The sequence below is a fragment of the Enterobacter sp. 168J2 genome, from assembly GCF_034107265.1.
In the GTDB taxonomy this organism is placed as follows: Bacteria; Pseudomonadota; Gammaproteobacteria; order Enterobacterales; family Enterobacteriaceae; genus Enterobacter; species Enterobacter nematophilus.
Genome location: NZ_JAWNEB010000012.1, coordinates 48,335 through 67,822 on the forward strand (window position 1 = coordinate 48,335; position 19,488 = coordinate 67,822).

18 protein-coding genes, 1 pseudogene and 1 other annotated feature are annotated in these 19,488 nt (G+C 57.2%); of the genes and pseudogenes, 9 read left to right on the forward strand and 10 right to left on the reverse strand.

Annotated features, from left to right (window positions below; translation table 11 throughout):
- Positions 1–161: 161 nt before the first annotated feature.
- The 5 genes and pseudogenes from USG84_RS24105 to emrD all read left to right on the forward strand — a co-directional run bounded on the left by USG84_RS24105 (position 162) and on the right by emrD (position 5,257).
- A pseudogene (locus USG84_RS24105) lies at positions 162–2,000 on the forward strand (T6SS phospholipase effector Tle1-like catalytic domain-containing protein).
- Positions 2,001–2,400: 400 nt separating this feature from the next.
- Positions 2,401–2,490 (forward strand): type I toxin-antitoxin system toxin TisB, encoded by a 90-nt coding sequence (tisB, locus tag USG84_RS21020; RefSeq protein ID WP_045260836.1) that lies wholly within the window; start codon positions 2,401–2,403, stop codon positions 2,488–2,490.
- A 64-nt stretch (positions 2,491–2,554) separates the two neighbouring features.
- The gene (locus USG84_RS21025) at positions 2,555–3,001 is read left to right on the forward strand and encodes a GNAT family N-acetyltransferase (RefSeq protein WP_064673032.1); all 447 of its coding nucleotides are present in this window, start codon (positions 2,555–2,557) and stop codon (positions 2,999–3,001) included.
- Positions 3,002–3,063: 62 nt separating this feature from the next.
- Positions 3,064–3,897 carry an EamA family transporter gene (locus USG84_RS21030; RefSeq protein WP_151412294.1) on the forward strand — a complete coding sequence of 278 codons (834 nt, stop codon included), beginning with the start codon at positions 3,064–3,066 and terminating at the stop codon, positions 3,895–3,897.
- Positions 3,898–4,072: 175 nt separating this feature from the next.
- Positions 4,073–5,257, forward strand: coding sequence for a multidrug efflux MFS transporter EmrD (gene emrD, locus USG84_RS21035; RefSeq protein ID WP_061099605.1), 1,185 nt, complete (start codon positions 4,073–4,075; stop codon positions 5,255–5,257).
- Here emrD and USG84_RS21040 read toward each other — a convergent pair.
- Together USG84_RS21040 and dsdC are read right to left on the reverse strand one after the other, a co-directional pair.
- Complete coding sequence (locus tag USG84_RS21040) at positions 5,160–6,248, reverse strand: cellulase family glycosylhydrolase (protein ID WP_151412293.1); 1,089 nt, start codon at positions 6,246–6,248, stop codon at positions 5,160–5,162. The two genes, emrD and USG84_RS21040, sit on opposite strands and share 98 nt — an antisense overlap.
- Before the next feature lie 84 nt (positions 6,249–6,332).
- A complete protein-coding gene (dsdC, locus tag USG84_RS21045; RefSeq protein WP_151412343.1) occupies positions 6,333–7,259 on the reverse strand; it encodes a DNA-binding transcriptional regulator DsdC in 927 nt (308 codons plus the stop codon).
- Positions 7,260–7,463: 204 nt separating this feature from the next.
- Between dsdC and dsdX the strand changes: the two genes are divergently transcribed.
- Together dsdX and dsdA are read left to right on the forward strand one after the other, a co-directional pair.
- Positions 7,464–8,801: a D-serine transporter DsdX gene (gene dsdX, locus USG84_RS21050; RefSeq protein ID WP_151412292.1), complete on the forward strand. Its 1,338-nt coding sequence runs from the start codon at positions 7,464–7,466 to the stop codon at positions 8,799–8,801.
- Between the two features lie 17 nt (positions 8,802–8,818).
- Positions 8,819–10,105 (forward strand): D-serine ammonia-lyase, encoded by a 1,287-nt coding sequence (gene dsdA, locus USG84_RS21055; protein WP_151412291.1) that lies wholly within the window; start codon positions 8,819–8,821, stop codon positions 10,103–10,105.
- A gap of 17 nt (positions 10,106–10,122) precedes the next feature.
- Here the strand turns inward: dsdA and USG84_RS21060 are convergent, their stop codons facing one another.
- The 4 genes from USG84_RS21060 to USG84_RS21075 all read right to left on the reverse strand — a co-directional run bounded on the left by USG84_RS21060 (position 10,123) and on the right by USG84_RS21075 (position 13,841).
- A complete protein-coding gene (locus tag USG84_RS21060) occupies positions 10,123–10,470 on the reverse strand; it encodes a DUF202 domain-containing protein (RefSeq protein WP_151412290.1) in 348 nt (115 codons plus the stop codon).
- Positions 10,460–10,807, reverse strand: coding sequence for a YidH family protein (locus USG84_RS21065; RefSeq protein ID WP_014068263.1), 348 nt, complete (start codon positions 10,805–10,807; stop codon positions 10,460–10,462). Before USG84_RS21065 ends, USG84_RS21060 begins: the two co-directional genes overlap by 11 nt.
- 92 nt (positions 10,808–10,899) lie before the next feature.
- Positions 10,900–12,222, reverse strand: a complete 1,323-nt coding sequence (locus USG84_RS21070; protein ID WP_045260840.1) for a 6-phospho-alpha-glucosidase — start codon at positions 12,220–12,222, stop codon at positions 10,900–10,902.
- Entirely contained in the window at positions 12,219–13,841 is a 1,623-nt protein-coding gene (locus USG84_RS21075; RefSeq protein ID WP_253540147.1) for an alpha-glucoside-specific PTS transporter subunit IIBC, read from the reverse strand. The genes USG84_RS21070 and USG84_RS21075 overlap by 4 nt, the downstream gene beginning before the upstream one ends.
- Positions 13,842–14,062: 221 nt before the next feature.
- Between USG84_RS21075 and USG84_RS21080 the strand changes: the two genes are divergently transcribed.
- Complete coding sequence (locus tag USG84_RS21080; protein WP_151412289.1) at positions 14,063–14,809, forward strand: GntR family transcriptional regulator; 747 nt, start codon at positions 14,063–14,065, stop codon at positions 14,807–14,809.
- On the opposite strand, the gene USG84_RS21085 is transcribed toward USG84_RS21080, so the two are convergent.
- From USG84_RS21085 to ibpA, 3 genes are all read right to left on the reverse strand, one after another.
- Positions 14,777–16,438 (reverse strand): putative transporter, encoded by a 1,662-nt coding sequence (locus USG84_RS21085; RefSeq protein ID WP_253540143.1) that lies wholly within the window; start codon positions 16,436–16,438, stop codon positions 14,777–14,779. The two genes, USG84_RS21080 and USG84_RS21085, sit on opposite strands and share 33 nt — an antisense overlap.
- Positions 16,439–16,603: 165 nt before the next feature.
- Positions 16,604–17,032 (reverse strand): small heat shock chaperone IbpB, encoded by a 429-nt coding sequence (gene ibpB / locus USG84_RS21090; RefSeq protein ID WP_061096708.1) that lies wholly within the window; start codon positions 17,030–17,032, stop codon positions 16,604–16,606.
- A gap of 136 nt (positions 17,033–17,168) precedes the next feature.
- The gene (gene ibpA, locus USG84_RS21095) at positions 17,169–17,579 is read right to left on the reverse strand and encodes a small heat shock chaperone IbpA (protein ID WP_008500162.1); all 411 of its coding nucleotides are present in this window, start codon (positions 17,577–17,579) and stop codon (positions 17,169–17,171) included.
- Positions 17,573–17,644: a sequence feature (ROSE (Repression Of Heat Shock gene Expression) occurs in the 5'-region of heat shock genes and acts as an RNA thermometer to modulate expression.), on the reverse strand. It overlaps the preceding gene by 7 nt.
- A 249-nt stretch (positions 17,645–17,893) precedes the next feature.
- Here ibpA and USG84_RS21100 point away from each other — a divergent pair.
- On the forward strand, positions 17,894–18,226 hold the full coding sequence (locus USG84_RS21100; RefSeq protein WP_014881914.1) for a YceK/YidQ family lipoprotein: 333 nt from the start codon (positions 17,894–17,896) through the stop codon (positions 18,224–18,226).
- Here the strand turns inward: USG84_RS21100 and USG84_RS21105 are convergent.
- Positions 18,223–19,452: a DUF3748 domain-containing protein gene (locus USG84_RS21105; protein WP_320738448.1), complete on the reverse strand. Its 1,230-nt coding sequence runs from the start codon at positions 19,450–19,452 to the stop codon at positions 18,223–18,225. The genes USG84_RS21100 and USG84_RS21105 overlap by 4 nt on opposite strands.
- Positions 19,453–19,488 lie beyond the last annotated feature (36 nt).

The following is a 19,488-nucleotide window of genomic DNA, read 5'->3' on the forward strand; positions in this document are numbered from 1 at the left end:
CGGAGGTACTGGATCTCGACTTCAGCGATGCAGGGCTTAAATATGCTGCTTATGGCGAGGAGCGCATCAACTGGGGTCTGCTTCGGCTGGTTGATGCCCTGCGACGTACGCTTGGGCTTGGTAAACTAAGCGATGATGAAAACTGGCACTCCATTCAGGCGATGAACTCCAGCTATTCTCAATCCAACGCTCATGGAGAATACCTCCGTTGCACAGAGCTTTTCCGGCTGCTGAACGGGTTGGGTAAAACACTGGAGACCGCGTTAACGCAGCCAACTCCGGGCACCTCTAAGCTGCTGGGAATCAAACTCTATGTTTATGGTTTCTCTCGCGGAGCGGCCTCCGCCCGGTCCTTTGTTAACTGGCTGAACGCCCTGCTTTCTCCTTCCCGGGAAGGGGCCTTACAACCTTTTTGCCTGGCGACAAAGCAGGGTGAAATTCCGATTAGCATTGAATTTCTGGGTCTGCTGGATACGGTCGCTTCCGTTGGGATTGCCCATATTGCCCCGGTTGCGGAAGGTCATATGGGCTGGGCCGACGGAACGATGGAATTGCCGGACAATGCGCTGATTAAACGCTGCGTGCATCTGGTTTCGGCTCACGATCAGCGGTTGTGCTTCCCACTCGATTCAATCTGTCGTGCTGACGGGCGGTATCCTGAATACGCCGTAGAGATGGTTTATCCTGGGATGCATTCTGATATTGGGGGCGGGTATCCACCAGGCGACCAGGGGAAAGCAAATGCTAATGTCGATGATTTCTTATTATCACAGCTTTGTTTAAACGACATATACGCAGCAGCCTTTACTGCAGGTGCCCCATTAAAAGTTCAAAAAGAATCGCTCCCAGAAGAATTACAAAAAGATTCATGGAGAATTATGCCAGAAACCCTGGTTGATGAATTTAGTACTGACCCCTTACTAATCCAACGCTTCAACGCCTGGCGCCAGCTCACTCTTAATTTACCTCTTTCCGAAACTGGCATTCCCGATGACCAGGCAACCCACTACTCCCCCGTTCGCGCTCGAGTCAATATCATCGAAGCGCTTGAAAACCAGATCGGCTGGATAACCGCCTGGCGCATCAATCGCTACGCCCAGGAAACATTCCGGAGCCAGCGCTTTTATCACGACGCCGCAGCCAATAATCAAAATCAGGATAACGATCCAGGTAAAAGGGCGGAACGGGAAAGAGAACGCGAAAAACTACAAAAAGATGCAGAAAGAGAGCGAATTAAACAGCTCGGTAGCCACCCGCAGGGTCAGTTTGTCATGTTTAAGACAGGCCCAAAAGACTTTGATGCGTTGCTCGGGCAGACGCAGCTTTTACAGGCAGCATTAGAGTTTAAAGAAGACTATCAGGGCGTTTCTCGTACTCAGGCAAAAAGCACAACCTACGCCGTACTGGATTACTTCAAAGGCTTTGTTTTCGCCTTTAACCAGGATGATATTCCCGTTGAGTTTAAAAAGATCAAATAGGCAGGGAAACAACATCTGGAAACACTGTTTCCACCACAAGGCGAACAGAGCAATGCCAATGACCCCTCAGGGCTGACAAGAGCGCTTTTTGATGACCAAATCCATGATTCCCGCGCCTGGTTTATGCACAGCGCGTTGGGCTCGCGCGAACCCTGGGGCAGTTATTTTATTTATCGTATGATCTATTTCGGCGAAGCGACGAGTAAACAGGTTAAGCCACTCTCCATGCTGGGCTATGTTGCAGGTCTGGGTTACCCCATCTCAACGCACGAGGTCCAGTTTCTTATTGAATTGCAAAATACCGGGCAGGGTCCATCAGCATCCGTCGAACAACGCATTTCTGTCCTTGATGCCAGCACGGGATATCCGCTGGGGATATTGCAGGATAAAACCCGGCAAATTCCCTGCGTTCACTACCCTGCCGCAGCCCTGGCAGAGTGTCAAAAAGCGGAGGAAATGGCTTTTGAACAAAAGAGAGCCGCAATACGGTCTTACATTGAAAATATGAATTATTCAGACTGACAGAAAACAAAAAACCCCGCCTAAGCGAGGTTTTTATCAGGGTTTTGCGGTTGGTTGCCGCAGAACACACTGTGTTACGTCAACGCAAAAAGTATACGCGATCGAACACGAACGCGCAATTCCGGCACGGATTTTGACGTTTTTGAGTATGGATCACCTTCCGATTTTTGTCCAAAAAATACTGTTCATACATACAGTATTTATCTATACTGAGGGTGTTCGCAGTGAGCGAGGGGGCCGCAGTTCTACCGGCGCAACGAAGTCCTGGCTGAAACGGGTGGTGCCGTCAGTGCCTTAACCCCTGAAGTGAGCACACTGTGTTACGTCAATCCAGGTGCTGGCAACAGGCGGCGGAAAGGTACGCCAGCATCGTGCTCCTTTTAACCAAAAGGAGACGCGTATGAGCGTAGTGGATATGGTGATACTTATCCTCAAACTCATTGTTGCAGTACTGCAACTGCTTGATGCTGTCCTGAAATACGTTCGGTAATTCAGGTTCAAGTCGCACCTGAGAGGGGCGGGCAACCGCCCCTCTTTAATAACGAGGGAATGCTATGTCGCGTCTGTTAATTGAGCCTGTCACACCGGATGAGCCGGGGTATATCGCCCTGAAGGCCGAAAGTATCGCGCTGAATTTCAACATGCTGCGCAGGCTGGAAGAAAACTGGCAGCGTGGCGAGAACCGCTTTAACGCGCCGGGTGAAAAGCTGCTGGGCGCATTTCTTAACGGCAGGCTGGTGGGCGTGTGCGGCCTCAACCGCGATCCGTTCAGCCAGCAGCCGCGTGCCGGGCGCATTCGCCATCTCTACGTCAGCGAGAAGTGTCGCGGGCTGGGCATTGGCAAACAGCTTTTAACCGTGGTGATGGCCGATGCCAGCATCTGGTTTGATTTTCTCAATACCCACGCGCCGGACAGCGCGTACGGATTTTACAATCGAGCCGGTTTTACGCTGGTTTCAGACGAACCGCGGGTGACGCACCGCCTTTTTTGTGCGGTGTAACCGGCTGGCGGCATCAGTATGTGAATGTTACAGTTGAGTGACAATTCATCACCCGATACGCCATGACCATCACCGTTTTCTGCATTTTGCTTTTCGCCGCACTGCTGCATGCCAGCTGGAACGCCATCGTTAAAGCCGGAACGGATAAGCTCTACTCTGCGATCGGCGTTAGCGGCTCAGCCGCGATTATGGCCCTGATTTTATTGCCCTTCTCACCACAGCCTTCTGCGGCAAGCTGGCCGTTTTTGATCGTCTCCTGCGCCTTACAGGTGGTCTACACCGTGCTGGTGGCAAAGACCTATCAGGTCTCGGACATGAGCCAGACCTATCCGCTGATGCGCGGCACCGCTCCGCTGCTGGTGGCGACGATCAGCGTGCTGGCGCTCGGCGACCATCTCTCCTGGCTCGCCTGGTCCGGCATCGGGGTAATTTGCCTGTCGATTCTGGCGATGGCGGTGAACGGCCGCATGCAGTCACGCAGGGGGATTTGGCTGGCGCTGCTGAACGCCTGTTTTATCGCCGGATATACGCTGGTGGACGGCACCGGCGTGCGGCTGTCGGACACCGCGCTGGGCTACACGCTCTGGACCTTCTTTATGAACGGCTTCTGCCTGCTAAGCTGGGCGATGGTGGCGCGTCGGCGCGAGGCGTCCAGCTACCTGCGTCTGCACTGGAAAAAGGGGCTGCTCGGCGGCGTGGGGACCATGGGATCTTACGGTCTGGCGCTGTGGGCAATGACGCAGGCACCGCTGGCGGTGGTCGCGGCGCTGCGTGAAACCTCGATTCTCTTTGGCGCGCTGATCGCGTTTGTCCTTTTAAAAGAGAAGGTTGCGGGCCTGCGCATCGCGGCGGCGCTGGGTATTGCTGCCGGCGCTATTCTGCTGCGCCTGGCGTAAATTACTGGCAACATTAGTTGCCGTTCTTGTTTACAAATCCTGCCTTTCCCGATTTTTTCATTCACCACGGCAATGCTTAAATTGTCATCTGTCTGTGGTAGATTCCTCGCGCATTTATGGGAATGCGTAGTCACTTATTCTTCATTTTTCTCTTTTGGCAAAAGTATTCAGCGACATGAAAAAACAAAGGAACGTTAACTTATTGTTGATGCTGGTGTTACTGGTGGCCGTCGGTCAGATGGCGCAGACCATCTACATTCCGGCGATCGCCGACATGGCAAAGGAACTGAACGTCCGCGAGGGCGCGGTGCAAAGCGTGATGGCAGCCTACCTGCTGACCTACGGCGTTTCGCAGCTCTTTTACGGCCCGCTGTCCGACCGCGTCGGGCGTCGTCCGGTGATCCTGGTGGGCATGAGCATTTTCATGGTGGCGACGGTGATTGCCATTACCACCCACAGCCTGACCGTACTGATTGCCGCCAGCGCCCTGCAGGGCGTTGGGACGGGTGTCGGCGGGGTAATGGCGCGAACTTTACCGCGCGATATGTATCAGGGCACCCAGCTCCGCCACGCCAACAGCCTGTTAAATATGGGCATTCTGGTCAGCCCGCTTCTCGCTCCGCTGATTGGCGGCCTGCTGGATACGATGTGGTCCTGGCGCGCCTGCTACGCCTTCCTGCTGGTGCTCTGCGTGATTGTCACCTTCAGCATGGCGCGCTGGATGCCGGAAACCCGCCCAAAAGACGCGCCGCGTACGAAGCTTATCGCCAGCTACAAAACGCTGTTCGGCAACGGGGCGTTTACCTGCTACCTGCTGATGCTGATCGGCGGCCTGGCGGGCATTGCGGTGTTCGAAGCCTGTTCCGGCGTGCTGCTGGGCGCGGGTCTTGGCCTGAGCAGCATGGTGGTGAGCATTCTGTTTATTCTGCCGATCCCGGCGGCGTTTTTCGGCGCGTGGTTTGCCGGGCGTCAGAACAAGCGCTTTTCAACCCTGATGTGGCAGGCCGTGATTAGCTGTCTGCTGGCGGGTCTGATGATGTGGATCCCGGGGCTGTTTGGCGTGATGACCGTCTGGACGTTGCTCATCCCGGCGGCGCTGTTCTTCTTCGGCGCGGGAATGCTGTTCCCGCTCGCCACCAGCGGCGCGATGGAGCCGTTCCCGTTCCTCGCAGGCACGGCGGGCGCGCTGGTGGGCGGTTTGCAGAACATCGGTTCCGGCGCGCTGGCCTGGCTCTCGGCCATGATGCCGCAGACCGGGCAGGCTAGTTTGGGCCTGCTGATGACGCTGATGGGGCTGCTGATTTTACTGTGCTGGCTGCCGCTGGCGTCGCGCGTTCCGCATCACGAGCAGCCTGTTTAACAGCATGATGGCCCGGCTTCTGGCCGGGCTTTTCACAGACGGGCGCAATCATCGCCTGCAATAGCGGCTCCGGCGCTGGCCGCCAGGCTCCCTCTTCCCCGTCGTAAAACTGGAAATCCGCGTTCAGCGCGTACGGAATTTTCGCCTTTTGCAGCTCGCAGGCCATAAAGGTGGCGAAGGCCATTTGCGAGGCGGTGGGCGTAAGACGGCTTGATTCCCCTACGCCCCAGCCCCCGACCCAGCTGACGTGCCCGGTTTTTTGCTGCCAGCGCAGCGCGGTATTGATTCGGTTACGGATAGCCGCCTTCTCCGCCGCCGTGCCGGACGTCCAAGGGTATTTACCGCTATTTTTCAGCGGCCCCCACGGGAAAATATGCCACTCCGCCAGCAGGTAGTTTTGACTGTGCGCGGGCAGCTTCAGGCTGGATAAATCCTCCGGCGCGGCGCGCAGGCGCGGCGCGATGAAAATCATGCGCTGCGGATCGATATCGTGGATCGCTTTAGTGGTTTTTTCATATACGCGGTTTAGCGACGCGAGGTTGTGGTTAAGCTTGTCGGCGGGCTCATAAATGAGATCAAAACCCAGCAGCGGGTAGCTCTGGCCGAAATAGTGCGCCACGGCAATCCACCAGTTGATTGTCTCTTTCTCGTTATCGGCCTTCGGGTCGTTTTTATATTCATCAGCCTGATAAGAAATAATGGGGATGACGCCATACTGCTCGCAGGCCTCCACCAGCTTGCGCAGGTGGATCAGCCGCGCTTCCGTCGGCTCATCGGCCACGCGGATGCGCACGTGGGTAATGCCTTTTGCGCGAAAATCGCGTACCACCAGCGGGTCGAACTCGCGAATGCCGCGCTCGGTGCGCGCCCAGTCCACATCCATCCCGACGCCCAGCTGCTGCGCATAATGGGCAGCCGTCAGCGGCGGCTCGGCGGCAATCGCCCAGCCGGAAGAGATCAGTAACGCGGTAGCAATAAGAGGCTTTAACACGGTTTACCCTGGATAAATCAAAAGCATTACCTGTATTTAGCACGCTTTTTCGCATTTGGTGTAGCGTCAAAGCGTAATAATTCTTCAACCCGCTAGCTCTCTCAGCCAGCCGATAAAGGCGTCTATTTTCGGCCACTGGCGGCCAGGAAGCGTTGAAATGTAATAGTGCTGATGGCACCTCAGGGTCTTTTCCCCAAACGGGGCGATCAGCTCGCCCCGTTCGAGCCGTTTCTGCACCAGCCGCTTTCTGCCCATCGCAACGCCCACGTGGTTGATGGCTGCAATAATCGCTAAATCGGAACGATCGAAACCGATACCCGACGATGGCGTCATATTCACCGCAAAATGCTGCGCCCAGCTCAGCCACTCATCCGTACCGGAATCGTTGCTCCAGGCCTGACGGTCGTGCAGTAACGTGCAGTGGCTGAGGTTATGGGAGTTTTTCAGCAGTTCATGCTCGCGGGCATATTGCGATGAGCAGACGGGCAAAATTTCCTCGTCCATCAGGAAGTGATGAGAGAGGTGCTTTGGCGGCGTATCGTCGAAATAGAGCGCCAGATCGACCCCCGTTCGCTGCATATTGACGTAATCATTACCGGTCAGAATGGTAAGTGAAATCGACGGATAGCGGCGGGTAAAGTCCCCCAGCATAGGCACCAGCCAGCACTGGGCGATCGACGGGCGGGAGTAAACCGTCAGCGTGCCGGAGAGCGCCTGGTTTTTGATGTCCAGGATCTCCTGATTCAGGGTATCGAGGGACGATTTTAGCGTCCAGTAAACGCGCTTTCCTTCCTGCGTCAGCTCGACTTTACGGTGCGAGCGAACAAACAGCTGAATACCTAGTTCCTCTTCGAGCAGGTTGATGCGGTGGCTCACCGCGCTGGGGCTGAGCGACAGCTCCTCCGCCGCCAGTGCGAAGGACTCATGCCGGGCGGCCACTTCAAAGGTGTACATTTTCGACAGCTGCCAGCCATTTAAAAGCCGGTTTCTGGCTTCATTCGCATCGGTCATCACAATTCTCACGCGTGGTTTCTGCGCTCAGCATACCGCTCAAGAGTGAATTTATGTGAACCTAATACGGATTAAGTGCACTTTTTAGAGCGCAGTCACTTCGTTGATCCAATCTGGCTCATCTGAACGCCAATTTTTATCGTTTGTCAGCTCACGCCGTTTTTTCGTCCAATACCCCCAGATGACATAAGGGTGAGGTGAAATATGGGATCGCCGGTTTGGGTTGTGATAACGCTGCTGGTCAGCATTGTGTTGATTGTTTTAACCATCGTTAAGCTGAAGTTTCACCCGTTCCTCGCGCTGCTGCTGGCGAGCTTTTTCGTTGGTGCAATGATGGGTATGAGCCCGCTGGATATGGTGAACGCCATCGAGAGCGGAATTGGCGGCACGCTGGGCTTCCTGGCGGCGGTGATTGGTCTTGGCACCATTCTCGGCAAAATGATGGAAGTCTCCGGCGCGGCCGAGCGCATCGGGATTACGTTGCAGCGCTGCCGCTGGCTGTCGGCGGACGTGATTATGGTTCTGGTAGGCCTTATCTGCGGCATTACGCTGTTCGTGGAAGTGGGCGTGGTACTGCTGATCCCGCTGGCGTTTTCCATCGCCAAAAAGACCAACACGTCGCTGCTCAAGCTGGCCATTCCGCTCTGTACCGCGCTGATGGCGGTGCACTGTGTGGTGCCGCCGCATCCGGCCGCGCTGTTTGTGACCAATAAATTAGGCGCGGACGTCGGTACGGTCATTGTCTATGGTTTGATGGTGGGCCTGATGGCGTCTCTGGTCGGTGGCCCGCTGTTCCTGAAGCTGCTCGGCAATCGCCTGCCGTTTAAACCGGTTCCGGCGGAATTTTCAGACCTAAAGGTGCGAGAAGAACACACCCTGCCGTCGCTGGGCGCCACGCTGTTCACGGTGCTCCTGCCGATTGCCCTGATGCTGGTGAAAACCATCGCCGAGCTGAATATGTCGAAAGAAGGCATGCTGTATACGCTGCTGGAGTTTATCGGCAACCCGATCACCGCCATGTTTATCGCCGTGTTTGTCGCCTACTACCTGCTGGGGATCCGCCAGCATATGGGCATGGGCACGATGCTGACGCACACCGAGCACGGCTTCGGCTCTATCGCCAACATTTTGCTGATTATCGGCGCGGGCGGCGCGTTTAACGCCATCCTGAAAACAAGCGGGCTGGCGGACTCGCTGGCGCATATTCTCTCGAACCTGCACATGCACCCTATCCTGCTCGCCTGGCTGGTGGCGCTGGTGCTGCATGCCGCCGTCGGCTCCGCAACGGTGGCGATGATGGGCGCCACGGCGATAGTCGCGCCGATGCTGCCGCTCTATCCGAACGTGAGCCCGGAGATCATTACCATTGCCGTCGGTTCCAGCGCTATTGGCTGCACGATCGTGACCGATTCCCTGTTCTGGCTGGTGAAGCAATACTGCGGCGCGACCCTGAATGAGACCTTCAAATACTATACGACGGCGACGTTTATCGCCTCGGTGCTTGCACTTGGCGGCACATTCCTGCTTTCCTTCATTATCTGAGCGCGAAGAGACGTATTATGGAAAACGCAACTATCACCACTTTAACCGCACAGTTTCCTCTGGTTGAGGATCTGATTGCCCTGAAAGAAACCACCTGGCTTAACCCGCGTACCACCACGCTGGCAGAGGGGTTGCCCTATGTCGGGCTGACCAAAGCCGACGTTGACGACGCCCACGCGCGACTCAACCGCTTCGCGCCGTATCTGGCGAAAGCCTTCCCGGAAACGGCGGCAACGGGCGGGATTATTGAATCTGAACTGGTCGCCATTCCGGCAATGCAGGCGCGGCTGGAGAAAGAATCTGGCAAATCCATTCCCGGCACGCTTTTACTGAAAAAAGACAGCCATCTGCCGATTTCCGGCTCGATTAAAGCGCGCGGCGGCATCTATGAAGTGCTGACCCACGCGGAGAAGCTGGCGCTGGAAGCCGGGTTGCTGACCACCGAAGACGACTACAGCATTCTGCTGGAGCCGCGCTTTAAGGCCTTCTTCAGCCAGTACAGCATTGCGGTGGGCTCTACCGGCAACCTGGGGTTGTCCATCGGCATTATGAGCGCACGCATCGGCTTTAAGGTGACGGTCCATATGTCCGCCGACGCCCGCGAGTGGAAGAAGGCCAAACTGCGCAGCCACGGCGTCATCATTGTGGAATACGAGCAGGATTACGGCGTGGCGGTGGAGCAGGGGCGCAAAGCGGCGGAAAGCGATCCGAACTGCTTCTTCATTGACGATGAGAACTCCCGCACCCTGTTCCTGGGCTATGCGGTGGCGGGCGAGCGGCTGAAGGCGCAGTTCGCGGAACAGGGCCGCGTGGTGGATGCCGATCATCCGCTGTACGTCTACCTGCCGTGCGGCGTCGGCGGCGGACCCGGCGGGGTGGCGTTTGGCCTGAAGCTGGCCTTTGGCGACAACGTTCACTGCTTCTTCGCGGAGCCAACGCACTCGCCGTGCATGCTGCTGGGCGTTTACACCGGCCTGCACGATGAGATTGCGGTGCAGGATCTGGGCATTGATAACGTGACGGCGGCGGACGGTCTGGCGGTAGGACGCGCGTCCGGCTTCGTGGGCCGCGCGATGGAGCGCCTGCTCGACGGGTTCTATACGCTTTCCGATCGGAGCATGTATGACATGCTCGGCTGGCTGGCGCAGGAGGAAGGGATCCGCCTGGAGCCGTCGGCGCTGGCGGGGATGGCCGGGCCGGTGCGCATCAGTGCCGGTGCGAACGTTACCCACCTGGTGTGGGCAACCGGCGGCGGCATGGTGCCGGAAGACGAGATGGCGAAGTATCTGGCTAAAGGGAAGTAATTAAGCCGCCACCCGGCTTACAGGCTCAAAATTTGCTGAATATGGGTTACCGCAAACAGCAGCGACAGCGAGAGAACAGCGAGTGCGATCAGGAACTTATCCCGCACCGCTTTCGGCTGCACAAAGTCGTCCTGCGCCACGTCCATCAGGTTACGGCTGCGGGTATACCGCCATAAAATGATGGCCACCAGCGCCAGCACAATAATAGAGATCCAGAATGGCACCCCGGTTCGGTGCCAGTTGTGCTTAATCGCCAGGGCAATCAGCGCGCCATACCCCAGCAGCGTACGCAGCCAGGCCAGCGACGTCCGCTCCGGCTGCAGGCCGGGGTCCGCTTCGCGTCGCGCTTTGCGGCTATCCGCCATAGAACACAAGCACCATCACTACGCCCGCTACTGTCAGCAGAATCGCGCTGATGATAAGTAACCCGCGCGTATAGGGGAGATCCTGCTTCAGGCGCATCGCCTTTTCATTGCGCAGCCAGCGCAGGTAACCGTAAATCGCCAGCACGCCCGCGAACAGGCACAGCAGCAGCGCCAGCACTTCGCGGATCAGCGGCGTGGCGAAATCAGGCGCGAGCTGATCGAGACCGACCCCTGCGGCAAGAAAGCCCAGCGCGGTGCGGATCCACGCTAAAAAAGTGCGTTCATTAGCCAGAGAGAAGCGGTAGTCCGGCGCTTCGCCGAGGCGGGAAATTTTCATGAAGGTTCCTTGTCGTGCTACGGGCAGGCTTCAGCATAGCGTAAAACGACAGGGACAAGGAGACCGGCATCGGGCGATGCCGGTCAGGACGATTAGTGCAGTTCCGGCCAGTACTCCTTGTTGGCCTCGATCAGGTCATCCAGAATCGCCTTCGCGACGGACGCGCTCGGCACGGTTTTCGACAGGGTAATGGCCTGCCAGAGCTTCTGGTACGAGCGCTGCTCCCAGGCGTCCACCACCAGTTTTTCCACCGCCACCTGCTGGCTCATCAGCCCTTTCTGGAAGTGCGGAATATCGCCTACCGTAAGCGGCTCCGGCCCGTTATGGCCCACCAGGCACGGGATCTCCACCATCGCATCGGCATCAAAGTTATGGATGGCACCGTTGTTTGGCACAATCAGCAGCATCCGTTCCTGGGTGTTGAAGGCAATCGCGGTCGCCAGATCGACGATGTACGACGCATGTTCGTCGATTTCCAGCTCACCGGCGGCAGAGTTGCCGGCTTCGATAATCGCCCGGCAGGAACTGAACACATGCTTCTCACGGTGATCCATCACTTCATTGGCGCGGGTGCGTTCCGGGTTGGAATGCGCGACAACGTAGTCCGGGAACAGGTAATACTTCAGGTAGGTGTTCGGCATGGTGTCCGGATCCAGCGCCTGCACGTCTTTTGCTTTGGCAAAGGTATCGTTCCAGCTCGCTTCAGTGTGCGCGTCTTCGGAAGGCGGGACATAGCCGTTTTTCGCCACGTATTCACGCAGTTTTGGCATCAGATCGTTGCCGTTCAGATCTTCAATCGACGTCCACCAGCCGAAGTGGTTCAGGCCGTAGTATCGCACGCGCATCTCTTTGCGGTCCTTCAGGCCGACAATCTGCGCCATGCGCCCTTCAATGCCGATCGGCATATCGCAGATGTTGAGGATTTTAGCGTTCGGACGCAGGCGGCGCGTAGCTTCCGCAACAATCGCCGCCGGGTTGGAGTAGTTCAGCATCCACGCGTTCGGGGAGTACTGCTCCATATAATCCACCAGCTCCAGCACGCCGCCGATAGAGCGCATGCCGTAAGAGATGCCGCCCGGTCCGCAGGTTTCCTGGCCCAGCACGCCGTGGCGCAGCGGGATTTTTTCATCTTTCTCGCGCATCGGGTATTTGCCCACGCGGATATGCGCCATTACGAAATCCACATCGGTAAATGCCGCTTTAGGATCGGTGGTGTAGCTGAACTCAATCTCCGGGGCCTGCTCCTTAAGGATGATTCTGCACGCTTCGGCGATGGTCTCCTGACGTGCGCCGTCGTTGTCATAGAACTTCAGCGCGCGCAGCGGGAAGCGGTCACGGTTGGCTAACAGCATCAGGACGATACCAGGCGTAAAGGTGCTGCCGCCGCCTGCAATGACAACTGAGAATTTTTTCATGATATAGCCTCTGTCAGGGTGGTTTGTTCATTCGTTAAAGGAGTTTTCATCAGCGATTCCAGCTGGTCGCGCACCTGAGGAACGTGCAGGCCGACAATTACCTGAATGCCGTTGCCGCGTCGCACCACGCCGTGTGCGCCCAGGGCTTTGAAGACGTCGTCGCTTTGGGTTTTCGCCATATCCACCAGCGCGATACGCAGGCGGGTGGCGCAGTTGTTGATGCTTTCGATATTTGCTGCACCGCCGAGCGCCTGCAGGAATCCGGCGGCTTGCCCAACCTGCTGGCTGGCCGCCGCCGGGGCGGTGGTTTGCCCGCGCGCCGCCTTATAGTCGGCCTTGCTGTAGAGTTTGATTTCGCTCTCTTCCCGGCCCGGCGTTTTCAGGTTCAGCCGCTCAATCAGCGTCCTGAAGACCACGAAGTAGATGCCGGTGAAGCAGACGCCAATGCCGATCTGGGTGAGTACCGTCGAGGCGTGGTTATGGAACATCGGGATCCAGTTTTGCGGCAGGAACTGGTCCAGCAGGCCGCCGCCCATATTCCCGACCACGCCGAAGGTGTACATCACCGTCGCCATGGTGGCCGCCAGCACGGCGTGCACGGCAAACAGCAGCGGCGAGATAAACAGGAAGGTGAACTCAAGCGGTTCGGTAATACCCACCAGCACGGCGGTGAGCGTGGCCGGAACTAGCAGGCCCGCCACCTTGACGCGGTTTTCTGGCGACGCGGTGTACCAGATAGCCAAGGCAATCCCGACCGAGCCAAACACTTTTGAGTTGCCGTGCAGCGCGAACCCGCCTTCCGGGAAGAGGGTTTTCAGCGGCAGGGTGCTCTGGCTGAATTCCTGCAGATGCTGCGCCCAGTACACCTGAATACCGCCCTCCACCGCCGCCGGGCCGAAGATGAACGGACCGTAGACAAAGTGGTGCAATCCGGTTGGGATCAGAATGCGTTCCAGGAAGGTATACACCCACACGCCCAGCGCGCCGGCAGAGCGCAGGAAAGCCTGCAGGGACTCAATGCCCATCTGCACTTTCGGCCAGCCCAGCAGCGTCAGCCAGGCGCAGGGGATCATGACGAAGAACGCGAGGATAACGACAAACGAGCTGCCCTGGAAAATCCCCAGAAAGACCGGCAGCGGCTTGTCGAAATAGCGGTTGTGGATGGCGGTGACGATACCTGAAATCACAATGGCCCCGATGATGCTGGTATCGAGCGTTTTGATCCCGGCAATCATCGCCAGCCCGCTTCCCGCTGTCGGTTCGGCGGAGAAGTCGACGCCAAAGAAGTGGCCCCAGGTCATCCCCATCGCGTTAATGAAGTAGTTCCAGGTCAGGAAGCTAATCAGCACGGCCAGACAGGCGCGGCCCTGCGCCTGCTTCGCCAGGCCAATCGGTAAGCCGACGGCAAAAATCAGCGGCATATTACGAAACACCGCCCAACCGCCCTCCTCAATGATGTGAACGATTTGCGCGAAAAGATGATCGGGGGCGGTTAAGGCTTCGCCGACAAACAGCGGGTTGCGAAGCATGATGGCGATTCCCACCACGATCCCGGCAAACGGAAACAGCAATACCGGGGTAAACATGGCGCCGCCAAAACGTTGTATTTGACTGAGCATTTTTAAATCCTCACGTAACAACATGTAGGGGTAGAGGCCTTTATGGTTTTGTGCTGGCCTGAGGTGAGCATAAGAACTTACTGATGCGCGAACATGGCGTGCCGCTGCGATTCGTGATCGCATTCATGGTTTTATTTTGACCAGTCAGGTCTACTTCTTGCGGTAAATATGGACATGTCAGGACACAATCCACGCCCTGATAAGGGCAGAGAGGTCTACTGGTGATCTACAAATCGATTGCCGACAGGTTGCGGCTGCGGCTGAATTCGTCGGACTACAACATCGGCAGCCCGCTACCCGGCGAAAAAGCGCTGGCGCAGGAGTTTGGCGTGGCGCGCATGACCATCCGCAAGGCGCTGGATCTGCTGGTGAGCTGGGGGCTGGTTGAGCGCCGACACGGCAGCGGAACGTTTGTCTCGCGCAAAGACGTTCACCACGAGACCACTAACCTGACCGGGCTGGTGGAGGTGCTGCGTCAGCAGGGAAAAGAGGTGCAGAGTAAGGTGCTGCAGTTCGAAGTGATGCCCGCCCCGCCCGCCATCGCCAGCCAGCTGCGGATCCAGGTGGATGAGCGGATCTACTTTTCACGGCGGGTGCGCTACGTGGACGGAAAGCCGCTGATGCTGGAGGACAGCTTTATGCCGGTGAAGCTGTTCCGCAACCTGTCGCTGGCGCATCTTGAAGGGTCTAAGTTTGATTACATCGAGAAGGAGTGCGGGATCACCATCAGCGGCAACTACGAGAGCCTGACGCCAGTGCTGGCAGATAAACAGCTGGCCGGTTATATGAACCTGTCGGAACAGACGCCGCTGCTGCGCATTACCTCTCTCTCCTACAGCGACAGCGGCGAGTTCCTCAATTATTCCGTGATGTTCCGAAATACCAGCGATTACCAGGTGGACTACCATCTGCGGCGCATCCACCCGGAAGACCTGCTAGCCTATCCCCCAGAACAGCACCGCCAGTAGCTGCGGGGTGATGATGCGCAGGAACATCACCAGCGGGTAGACGGTGGCATAGGAGAGCGCGGCCGCGCCGCTGGTGGCGTGCAGGTTGTTGGCAAAAGCGAGCGCTGGCGGGTCGGTCATGGAGCCCGCCAGCATGCCGCACAGCGTCAGGTAGTTCATTTTGGCGAACATCCGCGCCAGGATGGCCACCGTCAGCAGCGGGATCGCCGTGATAAAGATGCCGTAGCCGACCCAGCTCATCCCTTCACCCTTGACCAGGGTATCGACAAAATCCCCACCGGATTTTAGCCCGACAACCGCCAGGAACAGCACGATGCCCAGCTCGCGCAGCGCCAGGTTAGCGCTCGGCGGCATAAACCAGTAGAGCTTCCCGATACAGCCGATACGCCCGAGGATCAGCGCCATAATCAGCGGCCCGCCCGCCAGGCCGAGCTTGAGCGCCACCGGGAAGCCCGGTATGTAGAGTGGAATTGAGCCGAGCAGCACGCCAAGCCCGATGCCGATAAACACCGGCAGCATCTGCACCTGCTGCAGTTTTTGCTGGGCGTTACCCACCATATCCGCCACGGCGTCGATGGACGACGGGCGTCCGACCAGGTTGAGGATATCCCCGAACTGCAGGCTGGCTTCCGGGCTGGCGACCAGTTCGACGCCCGCACGGTTGAGGCGGGAAATTACCACGTCGTAGCGCTCTTTTACCTGCAGATCGCGTATTTTCTTACCCAGAACGTGCTCGTTAGTCACCACAACGCGCTCCACGCGCATGTCGGTGCCGCGGGTTGAGAGCGAGGTATCCACTTCCTGACCAATCACCAGCCGCGCGTTGTTTAAATCTCCCGGCTGGCCGACCAGGTGCAGCAGGTCACCCTGCTGGATCATCGTGCCGGGCGCGGGCACCATCAGCACGTCGTCGCGCTTAAGGCGGGAGCAGATAATATTGGCGCTGTTCAGGATCGGCACGTCCTGAATCGCCATATTGTTCAGGTTGGGGTTATCGACGCGAATGTTGATGGTTTTGATCGGCATGTGGCCGTTGGTGAGCGTGGTTTCGTGATCTTTTGCCTCTGTCTCGACGTTAACGCGAAACAGCACGCGTACCAGCCACATGGAGAGCAGAATGCCGCAGATCCCAAACGGATAGGCCATGGCGTAGCTCATCCCCATCTGGTCGACGATGCCGGGTTCAATGCCCAAATCGCGAAGGATTTGCTGCCCGGCACCGAGCGCCGGCGTGTTGGTAACCGCTCCGGAGAAAATGCCCAGCACCACGGGCAGCGGGATAGAAAAGATTTTGTGCAGAACCGCGGTAACCAGCCCGCCCATCACCACAATGCCGAGGGCAAACAGATTGAGCCGTAGCCCGGAGACGCGCAGGGAAGCGAAAAAGCCCGGCCCTACCTGAATCCCGATGGTATAGACGAAGAGGATCAGGCCGAACTCCTGAATGAAGTGGAGCATATCGGCGCTGAGAACCAGCCCGAGCTTGTCAGCAAAATGCCCGACAAAGATGCCGCCAAACAGCACCCCGCCAATACCAAACCCGACGCCGCGGATTTTGATGTTGCCTATCCATAGCCCCACAACCGCGGCCAGGGCCAACACGCTTACGGTTAACGCGATATCACTCATGATCCACATCCTTGGCATAACCTTAGTTATAACAAGGATTTTCTCAGAGCCGGATGCGGATGTATGGGCGATGGCGCACAAAAAAGCCCTGCCGGAGCAGGGCTTTATCTTTTCATCTTCTCCCTGTGGGAGAGGGCCATGGTGAGGGCACCAGCCCGAACACTATCAGCTATTCAACGCCGGCCGCTCGCTAATAGCGATACGCTGCGGCGCGATGGCTTCCGGCACGTTACGGATCAGGTCGATATTCAACAACCCGTTGGTAAACGTCGCACCGGACACTTCCATATGGTCTGCCAGGGTAAAGCTCAGGCTAAACGGCTGATTCACCAGCCCCTGATGCAGCCACCGGGTTTCGGTCTCTTGTTTTTCCGGCGTACCCTTCACGGTCAGGCGCGTGCCTTCAAGCTGGATGTCCAGATCTTCCTGGCGGAACCCGGCCAGCGCGAGGGTGATGCGATAGTGGTTATCGTCGCTTTTTTCGATGTTGTACGGCGGAAACGTCTGTTGCTCGGTGGTGCTTTGCAGGGCGTTAGCCAGCTTGTCAAAACCAATCCACTGACGCAGCAGGGGGGATAAATCATAGTTACGCATACTAAATCTCCTTCTGAGAAGCGAGTTCGGCACAGTTTAATTTTGTGCGCAGTTGTTCCTGCAAATCCTTATGGATTCGCATATGCTCCCGTTACGGCAAGCAAGTCTGGGTGGGCCGCTCGCGCGACCCGCATAATTAGTTAATTTCGATACGGCGCGGTTTTTTCTCTTCCGGAATCACGCGTTCCAGTTCGATAAACAGCAGGCCGTTAACCAGGTTCGCGCCTTTAACGTGAATGTTCTCGGCTAACTGGAACTTGCGTTCAAAGTTGCGCTCGGCGATGCCCTGGTAAAGGTAGGTACGTTCTTTCTGCTCGGCCGTATGGGAACCTTTCACCACCAGCAGGTTGTCCTGCGCGGTGATTTCCAGCTCGTTTTCTGCAAAACCGGCGACGGCAATGGCGATGCGGTAGTGGTTTTCGTCAACCAGCTCAACATTGTATGGAGGGTAGCCGTTGCTCTGGCTTTGGTTATTTTCTAAATGGTTAAACAGGCGGTCAAAACCAATTGCAGAACGGTATAGCGGAGAAAGATCGAAGTTACGCATAAATAAAACTCCTGAAATCAGCGAGAAATTATAGCCTTCCACCATGGACAGGCCTTTACGCCCCCGAACACCCATCAGGCGTGTTCGTTATCGGGTCACATTCTTAAAATGGGTCTGGAACCGGGCTTTTCAAGACTATTTAGTCGAGATTTTTTTGCACTTTGCTGGTTGTCGCATAGACTCTGGGACAACAGCACAAAGGGTTAAATTGCGATGGCTGCCACAGTGCGGGGTTATTGGGCTATTCATTTCGGATAAGGCTCGCTATAACCGGAGTTGCAGGTCTATGCAGTGCCATTAACGATGACTGAGTGATGATGAAAAATGTTCTGATAAAGCTGACGACGTTCAGCGGGGTGGTTTTACTTTGCGGGTGTTCGAGCGTGATGTCTCACACCGGCGGTAAAGAAGGAACATATCCGGGGACGCGCGCCAGCGCGGCGATGATCTCCGATGACGATACGAACTGGGGCACAAAATCCCTGGTTATCCTGGATATGCCCTTTACAGCAGTGGCGGATACGCTTCTGCTGCCGTGGGATGTATTCCGTAAGGACGACTCCGTGCGCTCACGGGTAGAGAAAAGCGAGCAGGAAAATCTGGCGACAAACGCCGTCATCCCGCCCGCAGAGATGCCGCCGCGCTAGTTCTGCGCGGTTTCCGTTACCCAAAGCTGACGGAAACCGCCCGTCTCTTCCATCCACGCAATAAAGCGCCCGTCAGGGGAAAACACGACCGCATCAGCAGACGGTGGGTTGCCATGATCGGACGTCAAAAACGTCACTTCTCCAGTCTGTGCGTCACAGCAGGCGATCCGATTTTCGAGCACGAAACCCAGTCGGTCTCCCGCAGGATGCCAGTTAAACGCAGACTGAATACCGCTCCCGGTCCGCGTCAGCTGGCGCGGTTCGCCGCCCTCGGGCGAGATCAACCACAGCTGCACAATGCCGTTATCATCCCGCATCAGAAACGCGATTTGCGTCCCCTGGGGATTACTGCGCACCCAGTGGCGCGGCACGTTCACCAGACCCGGGTACGCCCTCTGGTGGGTAAATGTCAGACGTCGCTGCTTCACCCCGGCAGGTGGCGCTGGCAGGGTGTCAGGGGTGCCCTGCAGCGGCGCATCGCCCGCCCGTTTCCAGCCCTGCTCGTCTTCCGGAAGGTTAACAATAAACAGTTCAGGCACTTTTTCGCCCTGGGCGGAGAGGGTATCGCCGATAAACGCCAGCCTGTTGTTGCCCACCCAGCCCTCTTCGTAGGCGCGGTTGATTTCATCGCTGCCCGGCTGCGGGTTGGGCGTCGTGCGGCTGACCAGCACGCTCCAGAACGAGCCTGAATATTCACGCGGATGGTTCCCCTGCGGGTTCACCGGGCCGTAAGGCGCCGCCACGCCGACGTTGCGTAAATCGAGCTTCGGATCGCGCTCATGTAAAACATGGTCGTTATAGGTAAAGCTAACGAGCTGCCCGTTCGGGCTGAAGACGTGCACGTGGCTTCCGCCGCGCAGCGCGCCCGCGGTATAAGGCGCGGTGATATCCATCGCGTCCAGGTTGCTCACCAGATCGAGATGCGCAATCACACCCTGACGATGATGAAAATCGTAGTGCCAGTCAGCGTCCGGGTTTTTCGGGCCGTGGATAAAAACGTATTTGTCCTGTGCCGGATGAACGGTCACCACGCCGACATGCGCACCGTCAGCGGCGCGATAAATCATCTCCACCTCACCCGTAGCGACGTTGACCCGCTCAATGGTTTCACCGGTGAACGACGCCCCGGACGGGCGCACGTCGTAGACCAGCCACTGGCTGTCCGGCGTCCAGGTATTGATATTGGTCAGCTGATGGTTGCGGGAAGCGAAGGTGATTTGTTTCATGAGGATACCCTGATGCACGGTGAGTGCATCAGGGTA

Coding starts and splice junctions, on each gene's coding strand:
- USG84_RS21075 (WP_253540147.1), bottom strand. CDS start 13,841: ATGCTCAGTCAAATACAACGTTTTGGCGGCGCCATGTTTACCCCGGTA.
- USG84_RS21070 (WP_045260840.1), bottom strand. CDS start 12,222: ATGAAAAAATTCTCAGTTGTCATTGCAGGCGGCGGCAGCACCTTTACG.
- dsdC (WP_151412343.1), bottom strand. CDS start 7,259: ATGACCGATGCGAATGAAGCCAGAAACCGGCTTTTAAATGGCTGGCAG.
- ibpA (WP_008500162.1), bottom strand. CDS start 17,579: ATGCGTAACTTCGATCTTTCTCCGCTATACCGTTCTGCAATTGGTTTT.
- USG84_RS21025 (WP_064673032.1), top strand. CDS start 2,555: ATGTCGCGTCTGTTAATTGAGCCTGTCACACCGGATGAGCCGGGGTAT.
- USG84_RS21100 (WP_014881914.1), top strand. CDS start 17,894: ATGATGAAAAATGTTCTGATAAAGCTGACGACGTTCAGCGGGGTGGTT.
- USG84_RS21105 (WP_320738448.1), bottom strand. CDS start 19,452: ATGAAACAAATCACCTTCGCTTCCCGCAACCATCAGCTGACCAATATC.
- tisB (WP_045260836.1), top strand. CDS start 2,401: ATGAGCGTAGTGGATATGGTGATACTTATCCTCAAACTCATTGTTGCA.
- USG84_RS21030 (WP_151412294.1), top strand. CDS start 3,064: ATGACCATCACCGTTTTCTGCATTTTGCTTTTCGCCGCACTGCTGCAT.
- ibpB (WP_061096708.1), bottom strand. CDS start 17,032: ATGCGTAACTATGATTTATCCCCCCTGCTGCGTCAGTGGATTGGTTTT.
- dsdA (WP_151412291.1), top strand. CDS start 8,819: ATGGAAAACGCAACTATCACCACTTTAACCGCACAGTTTCCTCTGGTT.
- emrD (WP_061099605.1), top strand. CDS start 4,073: ATGAAAAAACAAAGGAACGTTAACTTATTGTTGATGCTGGTGTTACTG.
- dsdX (WP_151412292.1), top strand. CDS start 7,464: ATGGGATCGCCGGTTTGGGTTGTGATAACGCTGCTGGTCAGCATTGTG.
- USG84_RS21060 (WP_151412290.1), bottom strand. CDS start 10,470: ATGGCGGATAGCCGCAAAGCGCGACGCGAAGCGGACCCCGGCCTGCAG.
- USG84_RS21085 (WP_253540143.1), bottom strand. CDS start 16,438: ATGAGTGATATCGCGTTAACCGTAAGCGTGTTGGCCCTGGCCGCGGTT.
- USG84_RS21065 (WP_014068263.1), bottom strand. CDS start 10,807: ATGAAAATTTCCCGCCTCGGCGAAGCGCCGGACTACCGCTTCTCTCTG.